This is a genomic window from Pseudomonas sp. GW823-FHT01D03 (assembly GCF_058798255.1).
Map to the genome: position 1 here is coordinate 4,539,881 of NZ_JBXAKK010000001.1, position 17,964 is coordinate 4,557,844.

19 protein-coding genes and 5 tRNA genes are annotated in these 17,964 nt (G+C 58.1%); 9 read left to right on the forward strand and 15 right to left on the reverse strand.

Annotated elements, in window-relative coordinates:
- Position 1: 1 nt before the first annotated feature.
- From flgB to AC1RBR_RS20005, 3 genes are all read right to left on the reverse strand, one after another.
- Positions 2–409, reverse strand: a complete 408-nt coding sequence (gene flgB / locus AC1RBR_RS19995) for a flagellar basal body rod protein FlgB (protein ID WP_007917581.1) — start codon at positions 407–409, stop codon at positions 2–4.
- A 290-nt stretch (positions 410–699) separates the two neighbouring features.
- Positions 700–1,527: a protein-glutamate O-methyltransferase CheR gene (gene cheR, locus AC1RBR_RS20000; RefSeq protein ID WP_007963053.1), complete on the reverse strand. Its 828-nt coding sequence runs from the start codon at positions 1,525–1,527 to the stop codon at positions 700–702.
- 46 nt (positions 1,528–1,573) lie between these two features.
- Positions 1,574–2,506: a chemotaxis protein CheV gene (locus AC1RBR_RS20005; RefSeq protein ID WP_095137138.1), complete on the reverse strand. Its 933-nt coding sequence runs from the start codon at positions 2,504–2,506 to the stop codon at positions 1,574–1,576.
- An 82-nt stretch (positions 2,507–2,588) separates the two neighbouring features.
- Here AC1RBR_RS20005 and flgA point away from each other — a divergent pair, with 82 nt between their 5' ends.
- From flgA to AC1RBR_RS20025, 4 genes are all read left to right on the forward strand, one after another.
- The gene (flgA, locus tag AC1RBR_RS20010; protein ID WP_115984176.1) at positions 2,589–3,350 is read left to right on the forward strand and encodes a flagellar basal body P-ring formation chaperone FlgA; all 762 of its coding nucleotides are present in this window, start codon (positions 2,589–2,591) and stop codon (positions 3,348–3,350) included.
- Positions 3,351–3,510: 160 nt separating this feature from the next.
- Positions 3,511–3,837, forward strand: coding sequence for a flagellar biosynthesis anti-sigma factor FlgM (flgM, locus tag AC1RBR_RS20015; RefSeq protein ID WP_007917589.1), 327 nt, complete (start codon positions 3,511–3,513; stop codon positions 3,835–3,837).
- Between the two features lie 48 nt (positions 3,838–3,885).
- Positions 3,886–4,353, forward strand: a complete 468-nt coding sequence (locus AC1RBR_RS20020; RefSeq protein WP_492566258.1) for a flagella synthesis protein FlgN — start codon at positions 3,886–3,888, stop codon at positions 4,351–4,353.
- A gap of 92 nt (positions 4,354–4,445) precedes the next feature.
- On the forward strand, positions 4,446–5,192 hold the full coding sequence (locus tag AC1RBR_RS20025; RefSeq protein WP_095137136.1) for a flagellar brake protein: 747 nt from the start codon (positions 4,446–4,448) through the stop codon (positions 5,190–5,192).
- Positions 5,193–5,419: 227 nt separating this feature from the next.
- Here the strand turns inward: AC1RBR_RS20025 and AC1RBR_RS20030 are convergent, their stop codons facing one another.
- The 4 genes from AC1RBR_RS20030 to AC1RBR_RS20045 form a co-directional block, all read right to left on the reverse strand.
- Positions 5,420–6,802 (reverse strand): MFS transporter, encoded by a 1,383-nt coding sequence (locus AC1RBR_RS20030; protein ID WP_492566260.1) that lies wholly within the window; start codon positions 6,800–6,802, stop codon positions 5,420–5,422.
- 69 nt (positions 6,803–6,871) lie between these two features.
- A complete protein-coding gene (locus AC1RBR_RS20035) occupies positions 6,872–8,113 on the reverse strand; it encodes a glutamine synthetase family protein (protein ID WP_492567261.1) in 1,242 nt (413 codons plus the stop codon).
- Between the two features lie 306 nt (positions 8,114–8,419).
- Positions 8,420–9,112 (reverse strand): sensor histidine kinase, encoded by a 693-nt coding sequence (locus AC1RBR_RS20040; RefSeq protein ID WP_095137133.1) that lies wholly within the window; start codon positions 9,110–9,112, stop codon positions 8,420–8,422.
- Positions 9,109–10,713, reverse strand: coding sequence for a response regulator (locus AC1RBR_RS20045; RefSeq protein WP_492566262.1), 1,605 nt, complete (start codon positions 10,711–10,713; stop codon positions 9,109–9,111). The genes AC1RBR_RS20040 and AC1RBR_RS20045 overlap by 4 nt, the downstream gene beginning before the upstream one ends.
- Positions 10,714–10,924: 211 nt before the next feature.
- On the opposite strand from AC1RBR_RS20045, the gene AC1RBR_RS20050 reads away from it, so the two are divergent.
- Positions 10,925–12,292 (forward strand): lysozyme inhibitor LprI family protein, encoded by a 1,368-nt coding sequence (locus tag AC1RBR_RS20050; RefSeq protein WP_492566264.1) that lies wholly within the window; start codon positions 10,925–10,927, stop codon positions 12,290–12,292.
- Positions 12,293–12,375: 83 nt separating this feature from the next.
- Here AC1RBR_RS20050 and AC1RBR_RS20055 read toward each other — a convergent pair.
- Positions 12,376–12,452: transfer RNA gene (locus tag AC1RBR_RS20055), tRNA-Arg, on the reverse strand.
- A 294-nt stretch (positions 12,453–12,746) separates the two neighbouring features.
- Between AC1RBR_RS20055 and AC1RBR_RS20060 the strand changes: the two genes are divergently transcribed.
- Both AC1RBR_RS20060 and AC1RBR_RS20065 read left to right on the forward strand, forming a co-directional pair.
- Positions 12,747–12,977: a hypothetical protein gene (locus AC1RBR_RS20060; RefSeq protein ID WP_003227247.1), complete on the forward strand. Its 231-nt coding sequence runs from the start codon at positions 12,747–12,749 to the stop codon at positions 12,975–12,977.
- Between the two features lie 20 nt (positions 12,978–12,997).
- Complete coding sequence (locus AC1RBR_RS20065; protein WP_027612267.1) at positions 12,998–13,177, forward strand: PA3371 family protein; 180 nt, start codon at positions 12,998–13,000, stop codon at positions 13,175–13,177.
- Here AC1RBR_RS20065 and phnN read toward each other — a convergent pair.
- The gene (phnN, locus tag AC1RBR_RS20070; protein ID WP_492566266.1) at positions 13,152–13,721 is read right to left on the reverse strand and encodes a phosphonate metabolism protein/1,5-bisphosphokinase (PRPP-forming) PhnN; all 570 of its coding nucleotides are present in this window, start codon (positions 13,719–13,721) and stop codon (positions 13,152–13,154) included. The genes AC1RBR_RS20065 and phnN overlap by 26 nt on opposite strands.
- Positions 13,722–14,109: 388 nt before the next feature.
- On the opposite strand from phnN, the gene AC1RBR_RS20075 reads away from it, so the two are divergent.
- Complete coding sequence (locus tag AC1RBR_RS20075) at positions 14,110–14,436, forward strand: Arc family DNA-binding protein (RefSeq protein WP_003178899.1); 327 nt, start codon at positions 14,110–14,112, stop codon at positions 14,434–14,436.
- A gap of 231 nt (positions 14,437–14,667) precedes the next feature.
- On the opposite strand, the gene mgtE is transcribed toward AC1RBR_RS20075, so the two are convergent.
- Entirely contained in the window at positions 14,668–16,110 is a 1,443-nt protein-coding gene (gene mgtE, locus AC1RBR_RS20080) for a magnesium transporter (protein ID WP_027612263.1), read from the reverse strand.
- Between the two features lie 321 nt (positions 16,111–16,431).
- On the opposite strand from mgtE, the gene AC1RBR_RS20085 reads away from it, so the two are divergent.
- Positions 16,432–16,950 (forward strand): cell envelope protein SmpA, encoded by a 519-nt coding sequence (locus AC1RBR_RS20085; protein ID WP_492566268.1) that lies wholly within the window; start codon positions 16,432–16,434, stop codon positions 16,948–16,950.
- Between the two features lie 18 nt (positions 16,951–16,968).
- Here the strand turns inward: AC1RBR_RS20085 and AC1RBR_RS20090 are convergent.
- The 5 genes from AC1RBR_RS20090 to csrA all read right to left on the reverse strand — a co-directional run bounded on the left by AC1RBR_RS20090 (position 16,969) and on the right by csrA (position 17,791).
- Positions 16,969–17,045, reverse strand: a tRNA-Arg gene (locus AC1RBR_RS20090).
- Positions 17,046–17,117: 72 nt separating this feature from the next.
- Positions 17,118–17,194 (reverse strand) — tRNA-Arg (locus tag AC1RBR_RS20095).
- Positions 17,195–17,265: 71 nt separating this feature from the next.
- A tRNA-Arg gene (locus AC1RBR_RS20100) sits at positions 17,266–17,342 on the reverse strand.
- A gap of 107 nt (positions 17,343–17,449) precedes the next feature.
- A tRNA-Ser gene (locus tag AC1RBR_RS20105) sits at positions 17,450–17,540 on the reverse strand.
- Between the two features lie 62 nt (positions 17,541–17,602).
- The gene (csrA, locus tag AC1RBR_RS20110; RefSeq protein ID WP_002554426.1) at positions 17,603–17,791 is read right to left on the reverse strand and encodes a carbon storage regulator CsrA; all 189 of its coding nucleotides are present in this window, start codon (positions 17,789–17,791) and stop codon (positions 17,603–17,605) included.
- Positions 17,792–17,964: the final 173 nt, after the last annotated feature.

A 17,964-nucleotide genomic window follows, 5' to 3' on the forward strand; every position in this document is an offset into this window, starting at 1 on the left:
ATTACTCTCCGCGCAGGGCTGACACCAGCCCTTTGAATTTGCTGTTGAGCAGGGTGAAGCTGGCCTGGAAGCCGACCGCGTTTTCCGCGTAGTTCGACTGCTCAAGCTGAGCGTCCACGGTGTTCTGGTCGATCGAAGGCTGCATCGGCGTGCGATACATCAGCGACTCGTCGCCATTGCCCAGGCCTTCAGCTTCGATGTGACGGCTGTTGGTCATGTTCAGGGCGATGGTGCCGTTGGCGTTCTTCTGGGTCTGTGCTTCAAGCACTTTGGAGAAGTCCAGATCCCGAGCCTTGTAGTTCGGGGTATCGGCGTTGGCGATGTTGTTGGCCAACACTTCGGCACGCTGGGCGCGGAAGCCCAATGCCTTTTCGTGAATGCCGAGCGCTTTATCGAAGCTGATGCTCATGTCGGGAACCTTCGGGTGACCGGTTTTTCGTAACTGAGCTTTAGCAAGCGCCGTGCCAAACAGAACAACCCCCGTAAACCGGGGCTTTGCGAGGAGTCGGCAAAGCGGCAATGCCAGAAAAGCGGCAAACGGTTTCCGCCAGATGCCGCTTTTCTGCCGCTTGCCCCCTCCCACCGACACCGGACAAGCCCGCTCCCACAGGGGATTTGTGGTGTGTGAGGGAGATAATTCAGGCACAAAAAAACGGCAGGCCTTTGCGGGCCTGCCGTTTTTTCGTATTGCCGATGCAATCACTTCGCCTGGTAAATGATCCCCGGGCTGCACTGGACCATCTGGTAATGATCCGGCAAACCGTTCAGCGCTTCGGACGCGCCAAGGAACAGGTACCCACCCGGCTTCAGCGTGCTGTGAATGCGCAACAGGATGTCTTTCTTCACCTCGGCGGAGAAGTAGATCAGCACGTTGCGGCAGAACACGATGTCGAACTTGCCCAGACTCGCGTAACTGTCGAGCAGGTTGAACGAACGGAATTCCACCCGGTTCTTGATCGGCGCCTTGATCACCCAACGCCCCGGCCCTTTCGGATCGAAGTAGCGCTGCAGACGATCGGCGGACAAACCGCGGCCGATCGCCAGGCTGTCGTACTCGCCGGTCTTGCAGTTGGTCAGCATGCTGCCGGACAAGTCCGTGGCAACAATCTGCACGCCCATCTTCAACTGACCGAGGTTGCTGCGCTCGAACTCATCGATCGACATCGACAGCGAATACGGTTCCTGACCCGACGAGCACGCCGCCGACCAGATCCGCAGACGCTGGTTGGGACTGGCCTTGATCGCCTCGGGCAGCACCTTGTTCTTCAAGACTTCAAACGGATAGGTGTCCCGAAACCAAAGGGTTTCGTTGGTCGTCATGGCATCGACCACCTGCTCGCGCAAACCGCTGCGCGGCTGGGTCTGGATGCGCTGTACCAGCTCACCCAGGGACTTGATGCCTTGCTGCTCCATCAGTTTGTTGAGACGGCTCGAGACCAGGTACTGCTTGTTTTCACCGAGCAAAATGCCACAGGCTTTTTCCAGGAAGACCCGGAATTGTTCGAAATCCAAATTACCCGTAGACAATGATGCCGCCTCTTAAATCGTGTTGACCGCCAGGGACAAAAGGCCCCTAGCTGATATCTGCTGCTTTGATCCGGTCGACTACCCGGGATGCCAGGTCATCAGGACGGAATTTGGCCAGGAAGTCATCGGCACCGACTTTCTTGACCATCGCCTGATTGAATACCCCCGACAACGAAGTATGCAGGATGATATGAAGCTTTTGCATGCGCGGGTCGCTGCGGATCTCCGCCGTCAGGGTGTACCCGTCCATCTCCGGCATCTCGATGTCGGAAATCATCATCAGGAACTCTTCTTCCGGCTTCTTGCCCTCTTCGACCAGCTTGCGCAGGTAATCCAGCGCCTGCTTGCCGTCGTTCAGCGCCACCACTTCGACCCCGATCGTCTGCAGGCAACGCGTGACCTGCTTGCGCGCCACCGACGAGTCATCGACCGTCAGCACCCGCAGCGACAACGCCTTGCTCTGGGTTTCGACATCGACCACACCGACCGAAATCGCCTCAGGCGTCGGCGCCACTTCCGCCAGCACCTTCTCGACATCGATGATTTCGACTAACTGATTGTCGACCCGAGTCACAGCCGTCAGGTAGTGATCGCGCCCGGTGCCCTTGGGCGGTGGATGGATCTCTTCCCAGTTCATGTTGACGATGCGCTCCACCGAGCGGACCAGGAAACCCTGGGTCTTGGTGTTGTACTCCGTGATGATCACGAACGGACTGTTCTTGTCTTTCAACGCCCCGGAACCGGTCGCCATTGCCAGATCAAGGATCGGAATGGTCGCCCCCCGGATATTCGCCACCCCGCACACGACAGGACTGGACTTGGGCATCAACGTCAACGACGGGCATTGCAGCACTTCCCGCACCTTGAACACGTTGATTCCGTAGAGCTGTTGGCCGTCGAGACGGAACAACAACAGCTCCAGGCGATTCTGCCCCACCAGTTGCGTGCGCTGGTTTACCGAATCCATTACACCAGCCATGCCCAGACTCCTACACCAACGCCAAGTGTTGTTGCGACGCACATTCATTGCTAAACGGCACGGCGCTTGCTTTTTAACTCGTATGAACGCTCAAACGACATTTTTTCGACGCCTGACCTCCCGCACCCGCAAAGCGCTGTGCGCGGTGTCTGCCGTCTGCTTCTTCTTCGCTGGCAGCCCTGCCGGTGCTGATACGGTTACCTTGCCTGACATGCTTATCGGCGTCACTCAGGGCTTTCTTGAGTTCACCGTAGAAGACTATCTGGCTACCAGTCAAACGGAAGGCCGCTACGAAATCGAGGTCAACCAGCTCGACCCGCGCATGCGCATGCCTATGTGCGACAAGGAATTGACAGCGTCGCTGGAGAGCCCGGCGCGGCCGCTGGGCCGGGTTACGGTCAAGGTCCGGTGCGAGGGAAGCTCGCCGTGGACGGTGTTCGTGCCCGCTCAAGTCCGCCTGTTTCGCGAGATTGTCACCACCACCCGTCCGCTCAAGCGCGCCGGGATTATCGGGCCGCAGGATGTGACCTTGCGCGAGCGCGACGTCAGTGTGATCAATCAAGGTTTCCTGACCTCGGTAGACGAGGCGATCGGGCAGAAATTAACCCGACCAACGGTCGCCGATCAGGTCATTACTCTGGTGCATCTGGAACAGGCAGAAGTGGTGCGCAAAGGTGATCAAGTGGTCATCACCGCCCGCAGTGGCACGCTCGCCGTGCGCATGCCCGGTGAAGCCCTGGCCAACGGCGGTCTGAAAGAACAGATTCGGGTGAAAAACCTCAATTCCAACCGGGTGATCAAGGCGCAAGTCGTTGCGCCGGGCCAGGTGGAAGTGGCCATGTAAAACGCTCTCGCAGAAAACTGGCGCCAGCCCCGACGCTTCCCTAAACTGTGCCGCAGCAGGACACGCTTCGGCACATGCAGCTCATTGCAAAGTGAGCCTAAAGTTTTCCAGGGAATGGCCGAAAACATGGCAAGCGTCCAAATTCCCAGAGGTTTTTAACATGGTCATCGATTTCAGCCGTCTGAACAGCTCCTCGTCACTTACGGGCAGTACACGTACCAGCAACGCCAAGGAAACCGCCGAATCCGGCACCTCCGCGCCGCTGAATACCCAGGCCGAAACGGCCAGTACCGCAAAAAGCGGGGAATCGGTACACCTCAGCAATGAGGCTCAACAGTTGCAGAAGGTCACTGACAAGCTGCGCGATCAGCCTGCCGTCGACAAAGCCCGCGTGGCCGAGTTGAAAGCAGCGATTGCCGATGGCAGCTATAAAGTCGACAGCAACCGTGTAGCCAGCAAACTGCTCAACTTCGAAGCCCAGCGCTAGGCTTTTGCCGGCGCCAGGCTTTTGGACGCTTAGAACCCAAGGCCAGCCATGCACGACACTAATTTATTGCAACTGATCATCGACGACTTTGCTCCAGCTCAACAATTGCTGGAGTTGCTGCAAACCGAGTCCCTCGCTTTGCACGGTCGTGACATGCCATTGCTCGAAGACATTCTGGCGCGCAAACAGGCATTGATCATTCTGCTTGAACAGCATGGCCGCAAGCGCAGCGAAATCCTTGCCAGCCTCAACCTGCCGCTCGACCGTCAGGGCCTGGAGCAACTGGCCAGCCAGTCGAGCATTGGCGATCAGTTGCTGTCCCAGAGCGATGTACTGACCGACCTGATTGCCCAGTGCCAGGCCGCCAATGTGAAAAACGGCCAGTCGATCCAGATTCAGCAGGCCGCCACGGCCAATCAACTGAAAATCCTCACCGGGGGCGAGCCGCCAGCGCTGTATGACGCTTCTGGCACATTTGCCAAACCGACCAAGCCGCGCACCCTCAGCCAGGCGTGAGCCATTCGATGTGCCTGCACTATCAACCCGCGAAACATGCTGGCAAAATGCTGGCTAGTTATAGTCAAATTTTGTCTGGAGATTGAGAAAACGTGCCAAACGCCCTAAGCGCGGATGACAGTCCGCAGCCCCCAAAGGTGCTGACCACGCCCCTGGAAATCTCCAGCAACCTGCGCCAGCTGCAAGAAAGCCACGACCCGCTGATCATCACGTTCCACGAGCGCAGTCAGCGCTTCCAGAGTTACCTGATCAAGGTTGACCGGGAAACGGCAACGATTGCCCTGGATGAAATGATCCCGCGCGATGGCGAGCGTTTTCTGCTGGCGGGCGAACCGTTCAAGGTCGAAGGCTTCCACGATGGCGTGCGCATCGCTTGGGAATGCACCGGTACGCTGAACATTGAAGAGTCCGAGGGCGATCGCTTCTACACCGGCGAGCTGCCGACCGAAGTGGTTTACCACCAGCGCCGCAACGCCTTTCGCGCAGCTCTGAAGCTGACCGATCTGGTCAGCGTCGAGCTCGGCGGCGAAAAGCTCAAGGCGCCAATCAACGGCAAACTGCTGGATATTTCCGCCACCGGCTGCAAGCTGCGCTTTGAAGGCGACATCACCGACCGCCTGCAACTGGGTCAGGTCTACGACCGCATGATCGCCACCCCGCTGTTCGGCAATCAACCTATCTCGGTCGAGCTGCGTTATCTGCACTTCGAAGAAAAGCTCAACATCACCTTCGCCGGCCTGCGCTTTCACAACATCAGTGGCCAGGCGGCGCGCAATGTCGAGCGCTTCGTTTATCAGCTGCAGCGTGAAGCACGCCGGTTCGATAAAGACGATATGTGATTCGTACGAGCAAATAGAAAGGGCAGTCCCTGGCGGGACTGCCCTTTTTTATGCCAGAAATCCTCTGCCAGCACCGGACACCTGTGGCGAGGGAGCTTGCTCCCGCTGGGGCGCGAGCGCCCCCACCCTTTATGTGGCAAGCGGGGCCTGCTGCGCAGTCCAGCGGGAGCAAGCTCCCTCGCCACAGTTACAGTGTCTGTCTCTGAGCAGCCTTACTCTCACCCGATTCAGGGTCTGGCCCCACTGATATCCGGTGCTGGTTTATCATCCTCATCAGCCGGATCAGTTTCCACCGCCGCTTCAGGCTGCACTTCGGGTTCTGGCTCCGGTTCCGGTTCTGGCGTAACCGTGGTCTGCATCTGCTCCTGCACCACCTGCTCATCCACCCGCGGGTCGAGGGCGGCCACCAGCGGCGAGCTGGACATGCTGTCCGGCATCGCCACGTGGTGCAGCGGCGCGTCGTCGACCTGATGCAGATTGGTCACCGCTTTCGGCCGGATGCGCCACACCAGCACCAACGCAAAAAAGCTGAAAAACGCATACAGGCTCTGGCTGCCGAACAGCTTCATCAGCACCCCGGCCAGCAGCGGGCCGATGCTCGCGCCGACACCGTAGGTCACCAGCAGCATCGCCGTCAGCGACACCCGGCGATCACCCTCGACGTGGTCATTGGAGAACGCCACCGCCAGCGGGTACAGGCAGAACTGCACCAGTGAACACATGAACCCGACGACAAACAGAACCTCCAGGGGCACCTGCGGCAGGATCGCCAACGGCAACGCCGCCACCGCCAGGAACCCGGCAAAGCAGCGAATCAGCAGTGCCCGGTCATAACGATCGGACAGCCAGCCCAACGGCCACTGCACCAGCAGTCCGGCAAAAATGCAGCTACCCATGAACAGACCGACCTGCTCGGTCGACAGCCCCTGCTGCGACGCATACAGCGGCGCCAGACCGTAGAACGAGCCGATGATCAAGCCGGCGCCCAGCACCGTGCTCAACGACTGCGGCACCCGCTTGATAAAGAAGCGCGGTTCCATCGGTGCCGGATGCAGTGGCGCCGGGTGAATCCGGCGGGTCAGCGCCACCGGCACCAGACACAGGGCAAAACACAGCGCGACCAGCATCAGCAGCTCCAGACCGAGGCCCGGGTGCATGACCAGAATCAGTTGACCGAGCACCAGCCCCAGATACGAAGCGATCATGTAGCCACTGAACACCAGACCGCGCTGGTTGGCGTCGGCCTGCTCGTTGAGCCAGCTCTCGATCACCATGTATTGGCACATCATGCCCAGACCGACGATGGTCCGCAGCACCAGCCACGCCGGCAGCCAGTCGACCAGGCCATGCCCGAGCACCGCCGCGCCGACGATCCCGGCACACGCCGAATACGCCCGAATGTGTCCGACCCGGGCGATCAAGCGGTGACCGATCTTGCCGCCCAGCACCAGGCCGAAATAGTTGGCCGCCATCAGCGCACCGACCCACAGCCCGTCGACATTGTCAGCGGCCAGGCGCAATGCCAGGTAAGTAGATAGAAGGCCCGAGCCGATCAACATCATCAGCGAGGCGAAATACAGCGCTCGAAAGGATTTCCAGATTTGGCGCATCGGCGTTCCGAGCGGCTCCTTGCAGTGAGTATCGGGCTATCCAGACGATAGCCCGACGGCGACAGTTAGTCAGGCCTGGGCTGCTAGAACACGCCGTTCCCAGGGAGTGATTTCATCAAAGAAGCTGGTCAACTCCATGGTCTTCGAAGCGATGTAGCCTTCGATGAACTCCTGTCCGAACAGTTCCCTGGCCAATTGGCTACGTTTCAGACGTTCGAGTGCGGCATGCAAGGTACACGGCAGCGAAAGATTGTCCGGCACTTCGAATTCGCCCTGAATCGCCGCAGTCGGTTCCAGCTCATGCTCGATCCCATGCAAGCCGGCGGCCAGACTCGCGGCAATCGCCAGATACGGGTTGGCGTCGGCGCCCGGCAAGCGGTTTTCCACGCGACGAGCCACCGGCGAACTGGCCGGAATCCGCAGCCCTGCGGCGCGGTTGTCGTGCGACCAGCAGGCATTGTTCGGCGACGCATACGGGTGGCACAAACGCTGATAGGAGTTCACGTTCGGCGCAAACAGCGCAGTGAAATCGGCCATGCCCGCCTGCTGCCCGCCGATGAAATGGCGGAACATCGCGGTCGGCTGGCCGTCCTCGTCGCTGAACACATTCTTGCCGGTGGCGATCTCGACCAGGCTCTGGTGAATGTGCATCGAACTGCCCGGCGTGTGCGCCAGCGGCTTGGCCATGCACACCACGCTCAGACCATGCTTGAGCGCGACTTCCTTGAGCAGGTGTTTGAACAGGAAGGTCTGGTCGGCCAGCAACAGCGGATCATCGTGCAGCAGATTGATCTCGAACTGGCTGACGCCCATTTCATGCATGAAGGTATCGCGCGGCAGGCCGAGGGCGGCCATGCATTTATAGACTTCACTGAAGAACGGCCGCAGACCGTTATTGGAACTGACGCTGAAGGCCGACTGCCCATCCTCGCGACGTCCGTCGAGGCCGACTGGCGGACGGAACGGCTGGGTCGGATCAGTGTTCGGCGCGAAGACGAAGAATTCCAGCTCGGTCGCCACTACCGGCGCCAGACCGCGTGCGGCGTACCGGGCAATGACTTTCTTCAATTGACCGCGGGTCGACAGGTTGGAGCTTTCGCCGCTCAGTTCGTCGGCATCGCAGATGGCCAGGGCACGTGGCTCGTCGCTCCATGGCAGGGGATGGATCATGCTCGGCTCGGCCACCAGCGCCAGATCGCCGTCATCACTACCGTAAAACCGCGCCGGCGGATAACCGCCCATGATGCATTGCAGCAGCACACCCCGCGCCATCTGCAAACGCCGTCCTTCGAGAAAACCCTCGGCGGTCATCACCTTGCCGCGCGGCACGCCGTTCAAATCCGGCGTGACACATTCAATCTCATCAATGCCGGTCAGTCGCTGCGCGAGTGAACCCTGGCCATCGGTTGTCATGACGCAATCCTTGTTATTGTGCGAGCCGCGAACGGCGACCCGTACAAAATAGGCTCCGGCTGTTCGGAATATCAAGCAGCGTCAAACAAAAAAGGCCACCATCGAATTGCTGTGTAGGAGCTGCCGCAGGCTGCGATCTTTTGATCTTAAAAAAAAGTCAAAAGATCGCAGCCTGCGGCAGCTCCTACATTGGGCAGTGTCGGGTCACGGCAGGTAGAGGCTGAACACCCCGCCACCCAACGGCCCGCCATTGCGAATTTCGGTGTGCCCGACCACGCCATTGCGCTGATGCAAAGCAGCAATGCGATTGGCGAAATACAGGCCCAGGCCGGTGCTGCCGCTGCCGTGATTGATGCCCTGCACATAATCGGCTTGACGTTCGAGCATCTCGGCCGGGTAACCGTCGCCGTCATCGTTGATGCTCAGTACCAGTTGCCCGGCCTCGTCGCTGACGGTAATCAGCAGCGACTCGCGGGCATAACGAATGGCGTTGTTGATGCAGTTGCCCAATACCGAGGCAACCAATTCGCGATCGAAGAAACCCAGCGGGCTCAGCGGATCGACTTCGTAGGTAGCAATGATCCCGCGACTGGCGAACACCTCTTGATGCGCGGCCAGTTGCGCCTCGATGAAATCATCCAGCTCGTGATACGCCGGTTGCAGCGGCAACTGGTTGACGCCGAGTTTGTACAGCCCGAGCAACTGCACCAGCATGCCGTTGAGGTGGGCGAACTCGAAGTCGATCACGCCCTGCTCCGCTCCTGCGCGCTGCCCCTCGGGCAAGCGCGCCAGCCACTGGCTGTGGGCCTGCATCAGCATCGCCAGCGAGTTCTTCATGTCGTGAACGGTGGAGGCAATCACCGTGGAGAAATCCAGAGCCTGCTCGTCTTGGTTCATTCGCCAAACGCCTTGCTTTTCAGCTTCTGATAACGCGCAAAACGCGCGTCGGTGTCGGGCATCAGGCCGACCATTTTCAGGCAGGCCCGACATTCTTCCAGCTCCGCCGACGGCACACTGGTGTCGGTGCCGTGCAGCAGCGACTGGGCCATGTTCAGCGCGATACTGATGTTTTTCGGTTGCATCTTCAGCGCCTTGCGGAAGACTTCGCGGGCCTCCACCAGGTTGCCGGTCTTGTACACACGCACACCCTGCCGGTTGAGGTCGGCCGCGGCGTTGCTCGAACTGAGGATAGTCGGGTCGTCAGTAAGCTTGGCGATGTCTTTCATCACCGCCGGATCGTCACCGTAGATCTCCGCACAGCTCTTGAGCATCGACGTGCCCGCCTCGGCCTGACCGAGCATCTGCAATTGCTTGGCGACCAGCAGCGCCGCCTCGGGACTCATGAACTGCTCCATGCCGTCGAGGCGCATCAGCGCTTGTTCGGTGAGCTTGTCGGCGGTCTCGGCATCGTTGAGCAGCAGACTGGTGGCCTTCATCAGGCGCGCACGAATCTGCAGGCCGGGGTCAGACGGATTCTCTTTGGCGACGGCGCTGAGCGTGGTGTTGATCTCCAGCCGGGTGCGCGTATCGAGCCCGCGCTCACTGCCCTTGCTGATCAAGGCATGGGCCAGGCCGAGGTTGCTTTCCGGGTCCTTGAAACGCGACTGCGCGCCCTGCACCACCGCCTGACGATAGGCCCGGGACGCGGTGTCGAAATCCTCGTTGGTCATCGCCAGTTTGCCGAGCAACGCCTGCCGGCGCACCGCCAGCGGCGACAAACGAATCGCCTCCTCCAGCACCCGCTGCGCGCCCTTGGTGTCGCCCTCGGCGACCAGCACATCGGCCATGCCGTCGTACAACGCCGGCATCATCGGGAACACTTTCAGCGCTTTTTCGTAGACATCTTTGGCCTGCGCCACTTGCCCACGCTTGAACAGCAACTTGCCCAGCCCGGCAAACGCCCACGGCAACGGCCGATCAGCAATGATGCTGTCGTAGAGGCGTTCAAGGGCTTCGTTCTGATTCATATCGCGCAGCGCATCGGCGCGATAACGCAGGCACAGCGGCGAATAACGGATGTCCTGCTTGCACAGCGCAATACAGGCATTGAGCACCTCGACCGGTTTACCGCGATCAAGGGCTTGCAGAATCGGTTTGAGCAACGTCTTGCGCTGCTCCAGACGCTCCAGGCGCTGCGCCAGGCCGGAGCGGTTGAACGGCTTGGTCAGGTACGCATCCGGCTCGTGCTCCAAGGCACTGAGCACCATTGCCTGACTGGTCTCGGCCGTGACCATGACAAACACCGCTTCATGGCTGATGAGCTTTTCCGACATCAGGTCTTCCAGCACCTGCTGGCCGTTCTTCTTGCCGTCGCCGAGGTGGAAATCCTGCAGGATGAAATCGTAGGACTTCTGCGCACACATCTTCAGCGCCTGCTCGCCGGTATCGGCGGTATCCACATCCTTGACCCCCAGTTCGCGCAGCATCGAGCGTACGGAACTGCGGAAATCCGAGAAATCATCGACGATCAGAAAACTCTTTTGGTGATACGACAGCATCGAGGATTTCCAGGCAATTGAAGTGAGGGCAATTTCAGGCGCGCAGATGATAGCTGCCGGCCAAATGCTATCAAGCGATTTCACGCGACTTTTAAGTCACCGAGTGGGTTATCGGCCACAAGTGACGTTCTCTGAAGCGGACACTTCAATATTCCTCGCGCAGCGATTAACCTGCGCACCGACTCACCTTTCCCCCTACAAGGTTTATCTCGTGTACATCAAAGGACGTTGCATCGTGTCCGCCTGTGCGCTGCTGTTTTTCCAGCAGGCGATGGCGGGCGGAATGGATTGTGCGAAAGCGGCGAATGCCGTGGAGAAGGCTGTTTGTGCGGATAGAGGGTTGTATGCGCTGGATGCGCAGATGGGTGCGGCTTATCGGGAGCTGATGAAAATCTCCGGTAATGAGCAATCTGAACTCAAGCGCACACAACGGTTGTGGCTCAAGACACGTAATCAGTGCGAAGCGGGTATTGCTTGCCTTGAACAAAGTTATCGTGACCGGCTGAAATTATTACGGGCGCAGCAGATGGATGCCGTTGCGCACAGACCGACCGGAATCGACAAACAGGTTCTGGAAGATCTGCAACGCAGCATTCAGGCGGCCAGCGAGGGCGGCAATCGCGAGGTGGCGGTTGAACGAGTGCTGGCTTCACTGGCTTTCAACTCTGAAGAGGCATCGTTTTCAGGCGACTCCGACAAAGAAAACCCCAGCGAGCAAACGCACTTTCCAGCTTCGATTCCCAAAGGCGTTACACCGGATGAATGGAAGGCATTGACCGCCACCGAAATCGATGCGGCAGCAGAAACCGGTCAAACCTCCTACTCGTTGCTGGACATGGACGGCGACGGGCAACGAGACCTGATTGTCCAGACTTACGCCGGTGGCACCGGCATGTTTACCTACGTGGAAACCTGGCGCCGAGACGGTGACCATTTTGTCAAAAGGTCTCCTGAGCCTGAAAGCGCGCTGTTCTATACCAATGATCGCGGAGCCAACCAATCGGCGTACTGGATCAAGGCTCGGGGCAATATTTACCTCGCCTACCGCAACGGTGCCTACGGCGTTGATCACATCTACTTGCTCAATCCGTTGAAGATCAACCGTGAAGTGCCCACCGTGACGGTGCGATATGGCTACTACTTGAACGTGCCCACCACCCAACACAAGGATGACGGCACCAGCACCTTTGAGTTGGAGCCTGATCTGCGGCTAACGCTCAATCAGGCAATCACCAAGGCGAACGAAGCACGCCCCCCTAAACCGGACACTCAACGCACGCCTCTTTGCCCGATTCCTGCAACAGGCGCAGGCGAGAGCGATTACTACAGCTACGGCCCGGTGCATTACTCGGTGGAAGATGTTTTCGACCTGCCGGTGATTATCGGTAACGAATGCTACATCGGAAAACTGGTTGACTGGTTTGGCAGCTACGACGAGAAGCACGGCTTGTTTGCACAACTGGCACTGCGCAAACCGGACGTTGATGCAGATGGGCGCAGTTACGAGGTCAACGGGCGCCGGCATGTGATCGAAGTCAGCACCTCAATTGGCAAGGCCGACGGCGGAGCACTGAACTGAGCCACTTATTACGAGCATGAAAAAGCCCCGACAGATCATCCTGTGCGGGGCTTTTTTGCGAACCTTGGCGAGGCTCTGAATGATGGTGTCCCAGGGCAGGTTCGAACTGCCAACCTTCCCCTTAGGAGGGGGATGCTCTATCCAATTGAGCTACTGAGACACTGAGTTGTCGCGGCCGGAGACGGCGCGACGGACGGCGTGCATGTTAACGGCCAGCCCCTGATTTGTCATGTCGTCCGTGGGCTTTTTAAGTGTAGGCAGGCGCCTTGCAATGCTGCGGGAACACTTACCGTGCAATTTGCACTGCCGCAAAAAGCCATCATTGCAGATTGCAACCCGCACCCGGTGAAAAACCATTCCAAATCCTTGTTTTTAAAGGACTTCACTGCGGTTAGACTGTTGGCACGCCGGCTGCTTTGTCTGTTCTCATAACAGCTCAACCGGAGTCCGCCCCATGAACAGTACTCTCCTGCTCGCAAACGCAATCGCACTGGCGGTTTTGGTTGGCTTTCATTTTGTTCCAGAGAGTGCTGAACCGGTGGCTCAGCGTATGCCGCATTATTTGCAGGTGCAGAAAGCGCCACAGTGGGCGGTGCTGAGTGACCAGAGCGACTTCGCGGCACAGGCGGTCAATGAGCCTGAGCAAGCATTGCCGACGCGCGACACCGAACGTCTGGTTTTTTGAAATATCTTCAGGAGTACAGCATGTCCAGATCAGCCGCAGGATTTCTGATCCTCGCCTTATTGAGTGGCGTTGTGCATTTTTCGCTGTTCGAGGAAACCTCAGTCACCCTGCCCCTGATTGGCTGCGGCGTGTTTGCGGTGTTGTTTGTGCTGGCCCTGGTGGCCGGGCGCAGGATCAAGTTTGATCCGGTGTTGCGTTAAGCCGGATCAAGTCCAGCAGTTGCTTGACGGCATCCGTCAGGTCGCCGGAATTGTCGATCAGATGCACAGGCAAGTCAGTTGCCCTTCTGTCCTTGAACAACGTATTACGTGCCAGCCTTGCATCGATCTGCTCAGGCGTCTCCCGACCACGCCTGAGCAGGCGTTCACGCAAGACCTCGTCCTTGACCGTCAGCAGCACTGGCAGCAGCGTCGGATAGCGCTCCAGCGCCTGACGCAGGTTGGCGCGCGAACCGTTCACCAGCACATGCCGTCCGGCACTTAACCACTCGTCGATTTCTGACGGGATGCCGTAAGCCAGCCCATTGGCGTGCCATGCCAGCGCGAAATCCCCGGCTTGCTGGCGTCGCTCGAACTCTTCAGGCGATACGCCGATGGCATCTTCACCGACCGATTCCGCCGAGCGGGTGATCACTCGGCGGATGATTTCGCAGTTCATCACCCGCAGTGGCTCACGCGCAGCCTCGATCAGGCTGTCCTTGCCTGAGCCAGAGGGTCCCATCAGATAAATAAGCCTGCCATCCATCCTGAAAACGCCCTCCAACGGGTGGTTGCCCTAGTAAATCGGCAAATTGCCACTATCCTGTACACATAAGGAACAAGGATCGAAAGCCGCATAGCATGCACGTTCTGAGGTCTTCGGACATCAATGGATGTGCATCAGGACGCGGCCAGTGATGCGGGTCGAGGCAAAGTTTTCCAACCAGTCCGCATTTCTGATAATTGGTGCTGGCATTACGCCTTTACCCAGCTCAATATTTGTCACAGAATTGACGCCAATGATCTGGCAATTTTGAGGCATGATGCGGGCCTCTTAACAATTCAGGTTGAACCATTTGGCGCGGATGCTTGTCCTACCACACATCCTGCGGCCAATCCCGAGAACCGCTCCCCTGAACTAACCGGTTAAATATATGCGCCCATTGAAACAGGCAATTTATTCCAGCCGTACGGCTGACAAGTTCGTCGTACGTCTGCCAGACGGAATGCGTGAACGCATTGCCGAGGTGGCTCGCAATCATCATCGCAGCATGAACTCCGAGATCATTGCGCGCCTTGAGCAGAGTCTTATTCAGGAAGGTGCACTGGGCGAAGAGTTGAGCATGCGCCTGGACAGCCCGGAGCTTTCATTGCACGAGCGTGAGCTGCTGCAACGCTTCCGCCAGCTGTCTCATCGTCAACAGAACGCTCTGGTGTCGCTGATCGCTCACGATGCCGAGATGGCCGCAGACGCGTCCTGAGTTACATCGAACATCTCAAGCCAGCTTAAGTGCTGGCTTTTTTTTGCCCGGATTTTAATCACGACAATCCGAGGCAGACTTTGTGGTGAGGGGATTTATCCCCGACGGACTGCGCAGCAGGCCCTCTTCCGGGGTCGCTGCGCAACCCATCGGGGATAAATCCCCTCACTACAGATAACTACACAGGCACAAAAAAGCCCGCCAATTGGCGGGCTTTTGCGTTGCATAGAATCAGAGCAGGAAGATCGTCGCCAACCCCAGAAAGATGAAGAAGCCACCACTGTCGGTCATGGCCGTGATCATCACGCTGGCGCCCATCGCCGGGTCGCGGCCCATCTTGGCCAGCGTCATTGGGATCAACACCCCCATCAGCGCCGCGAGCAGCAGGTTGAGGGTCATCGCCGCCGTCATCACCACGCCCAGCGACCAACTGCCGTAAAGCAGGTAGGCGACCACACCGATCACCCCGCCCCAGACCAGACCGTTGATCAACGCTACCGCCAGCTCCTTGCGCATCAGACGCGAGGTGTTGCCGGTGCTGACCTGGTCAAGCGCCATGGCACGCACGATCATGGTGATCGTCTGGTTACCGGAGTTGCCGCCGATACCCGCCACAATCGGCATCAGCGCCGCCAGCGCCACCAGTTTCTCGATCGAGCCTTCGAACAGACCGATCACCCGCGACGCGACAAAGGCAGTGATCAGGTTGATCGCCAGCCACGCCCAACGGTTGCGCAGGGATTTCCAGACGGAGGCGAAGATGTCTTCCTCTTCGCGCAGACCGGCCATGTTGAGGACTTCGCTTTCGCTCTCCTCACGAATCAGGTCGACCATTTCATCGATGGTCAGACGGCCGATCAGCTTGCCGTTCTTGTCGACCACCGGGGCCGAGATCAAGTCGTAACGCTCGAACGCCTGAGCCGCGTCATAGGCGTCTTCGTCCGGGTGAAAACTCACCGGATCGCTGGCCATGACTTCAGAAACCTGTTTCTCCGGGTCGTTGACCAGCAAACGCTTGATTGGAAGCACGCCCTTGAGCACGCCGTCGTAATCGACCACGAACAGTTTGTCGGTATGGCCCGGCAGCTCTTTGAGCCGACGCAGGTAACGCAGAACGACTTCGAGGCTGACATCCTCACGGATGGTCACCATCTCGAAGTCCATCAGCGCACCGACCTGCTCCTCGTCATAGGACAGGGCCGAACGCACGCGCTCGCGTTGCTGCTGGTCGAGCGTCTCCATCAGCTCATGGACGACGTCTCGCGGCAGCTCGGAGGCCAAGTCAGCAAGTTCATCGGCGTCCATGTCCTTGGCCGCAGCCAGGAGCTCGTGATCGTCCATGTCGGCGATCAGCGTTTCACGAACGGAATCGGATACTTCGAGAAGAATGTCGCCGTCTCGATCAGCCTTGACCAGTTGCCAGAGCGTCAGACGGTCGTCCAGCGGCAAGGCTTCAAGGATGTAGGCAACGTCGGCGGAGTGCAGATCATCGAGTTTGCGTTGCAGCTCGACGAGGTTCTGCCGGTGAACCAGGTTCTCGACCCGGTCGTGGTGCGCGCCTTCCTGGCGATGAGTCAGGTCTTCGACGACCTTCTGGCGCTGCAGCAGCTCAACGACCTGAGCCAGGCGATCCTGCAGGCTTTCCTGTGTTTTCTTTACTTCGATTTCGGACATAGGCGAACTCCACTCCCAGCAGCGGGGCACGCCGGAAGGATCAATCAGTCAATTCATGATTGGTGAAACGGGCTACTGAATAACTACTGGGTAAGTCCATGGAGGTTTTCCATAAGCCCCGGCGGGGCTGACGGGCGCAATGATACACCGCCTGACGGTTTTAAACGTTAAAAAATCTCGGCCGAAACAAGCGCTTGCGAAACAAACCTGAGCGCTGTCCTGATCCTTGCAAATGCGACGACTCATTCTGAAAAGAAAACACACCGGCGCTCAAAAATGTAGCGGCTACCCTTGAGCGTAGACCGTCAAGGAGGACGTCGAATGCGCTCTGCAACATCCAGTTTTTTACTCATCACCCTACTCTGCCTGCCGCCCGCCGGGGCCACCACCAGCCTTCACCGCTGCGAGGCAGCCGACGGCGGCATCACCTTCACCAGTCTGAGTTGCGCGAACGACGAGCAGCGCTCGGCACAGCACGTTCACCCCTACTCGCCCGGATCCGTCGTACCGATCATGCCGGAACACAACCATGAGGAAATATCCGGTATGACAATCAGGGGACGTGAACCGGGCATCGTTGGCCGCCTGGAGGATAAATGTGGAAACCTGATCGATGCCAGGCAGCGCCGCGCAGCGATCATCAATCAACGAGTGATTGCCGGCATGAGCCAACAGGATGTCGAAAGCGCGCTCGGCAAACCGGACAAAGTGAACATTCGAACATCGACGACGAGCTATCGCTATGAGCTGAAACGAGGCCGCAGTGCTCAAGTCGATTTTGATGAGAGGGGATGCGTGAAAGGAAAAGCCAAATCGCAGACAACAAAAAGCCCGCGTTAAACGCGGGCTTCTTGAATATGGTGCACTCGACAGGATTCGAACCTGTGACCGCTCGGTTCGTAGCCGAGTACTCTATCCAGCTGAGCTACGAGTGCATTTTGTGTTTTTAGACCAGATCACAACTGGTTGAAGCCGAGTTGCCTGTATTGCTACAAACGACTCTTAAATGGTGCACTCGACAGGATTCGAACCTGTGACCGCTCGGTTCGTAGCCGAGTACTCTATCCAGCTGAGCTACGAGTGCATGTGTGTTTTTAAACCAGACCACAACTGGCTGAAGCCGAGTTCTTTATATCGCTATAAACAACTCTTAAATGGTGCACTCGACAGGATTCGAACCTGTGACCGCTCGGTTCGTAGCCGAGTACTCTATCCAGCTGAGCTACGAGTGCATTTGTTGCGCCGCATTATAGCCCGTCTAATCTCTATTCCAACCACTTTTTCTAATAAATTCAAGATCTTACAGAAAAAGCCAGATTACAACGTACTAAGCAAATAATGGCGGAGAACGGGGGATTCGAACCCCCGACACCCTTTTGAGGTGTACTCCCTTAGCAGGGGAGCGCCTTCGGCCACTCGGCCAGCTCTCCGCAACACGGGGCGTATATTAACCACCTTCTTCCCCGTTTGCAAACATAAAAATCGATAAAAATTAATGGCTTGGTTCTTCGTCCTTCTCTTTCTTTATACGCAGGTAAATTTCCTCACGGTGCACGGCAACCTCTTTCGGGGCGTTGACGCCGATGCGCACTTGATTTCCTTTGACGCCGAGCACGGTCACGGTGATTTCGCCATCACCGATAATCAGGCTTTCTGCGCACCGACGAGTCAGAATCAGCATACCTTTCTCCTCACGCATTTCATTTCAGGGACAACAATCTGCAAAAAAAGGCACCCGACCTACAACCGGAGCGATCGTAGCCCTACATGCCTGAGTATTGACCAGCGCGAGCAAAAGAACAGTTCAGGGCTCGCGCCATTCAAAAAATAAAGGGCGCGGTCAGACCGCGCCCT

Coding starts and splice junctions, on each gene's coding strand:
- AC1RBR_RS20060 (WP_003227247.1), top strand. CDS start 12,747: ATGAACAGTACTCTCCTGCTCGCAAACGCAATCGCACTGGCGGTTTTG.
- AC1RBR_RS20005 (WP_095137138.1), bottom strand. CDS start 2,506: ATGGCTGGTGTAATGGATTCGGTAAACCAGCGCACGCAACTGGTGGGG.
- mgtE (WP_027612263.1), bottom strand. CDS start 16,110: ATGTCCGAAATCGAAGTAAAGAAAACACAGGAAAGCCTGCAGGATCGC.
- AC1RBR_RS20065 (WP_027612267.1), top strand. CDS start 12,998: ATGTCCAGATCAGCCGCAGGATTTCTGATCCTCGCCTTATTGAGTGGC.
- flgB (WP_007917581.1), bottom strand. CDS start 409: ATGAGCATCAGCTTCGATAAAGCGCTCGGCATTCACGAAAAGGCATTG.
- flgM (WP_007917589.1), top strand. CDS start 3,511: ATGGTCATCGATTTCAGCCGTCTGAACAGCTCCTCGTCACTTACGGGC.
- AC1RBR_RS20075 (WP_003178899.1), top strand. CDS start 14,110: ATGCGCCCATTGAAACAGGCAATTTATTCCAGCCGTACGGCTGACAAG.
- AC1RBR_RS20020 (WP_492566258.1), top strand. CDS start 3,886: ATGCACGACACTAATTTATTGCAACTGATCATCGACGACTTTGCTCCA.
- AC1RBR_RS20040 (WP_095137133.1), bottom strand. CDS start 9,112: ATGAACCAAGACGAGCAGGCTCTGGATTTCTCCACGGTGATTGCCTCC.
- flgA (WP_115984176.1), top strand. CDS start 2,589: ATGAACGCTCAAACGACATTTTTTCGACGCCTGACCTCCCGCACCCGC.
- AC1RBR_RS20035 (WP_492567261.1), bottom strand. CDS start 8,113: ATGACCGCCGAGGGTTTTCTCGAAGGACGGCGTTTGCAGATGGCGCGG.
- phnN (WP_492566266.1), bottom strand. CDS start 13,721: ATGGATGGCAGGCTTATTTATCTGATGGGACCCTCTGGCTCAGGCAAG.
- csrA (WP_002554426.1), bottom strand. CDS start 17,791: ATGCTGATTCTGACTCGTCGGTGCGCAGAAAGCCTGATTATCGGTGAT.
- AC1RBR_RS20085 (WP_492566268.1), top strand. CDS start 16,432: ATGCGCTCTGCAACATCCAGTTTTTTACTCATCACCCTACTCTGCCTG.
- AC1RBR_RS20030 (WP_492566260.1), bottom strand. CDS start 6,802: ATGCGCCAAATCTGGAAATCCTTTCGAGCGCTGTATTTCGCCTCGCTG.
- AC1RBR_RS20045 (WP_492566262.1), bottom strand. CDS start 10,713: ATGCTGTCGTATCACCAAAAGAGTTTTCTGATCGTCGATGATTTCTCG.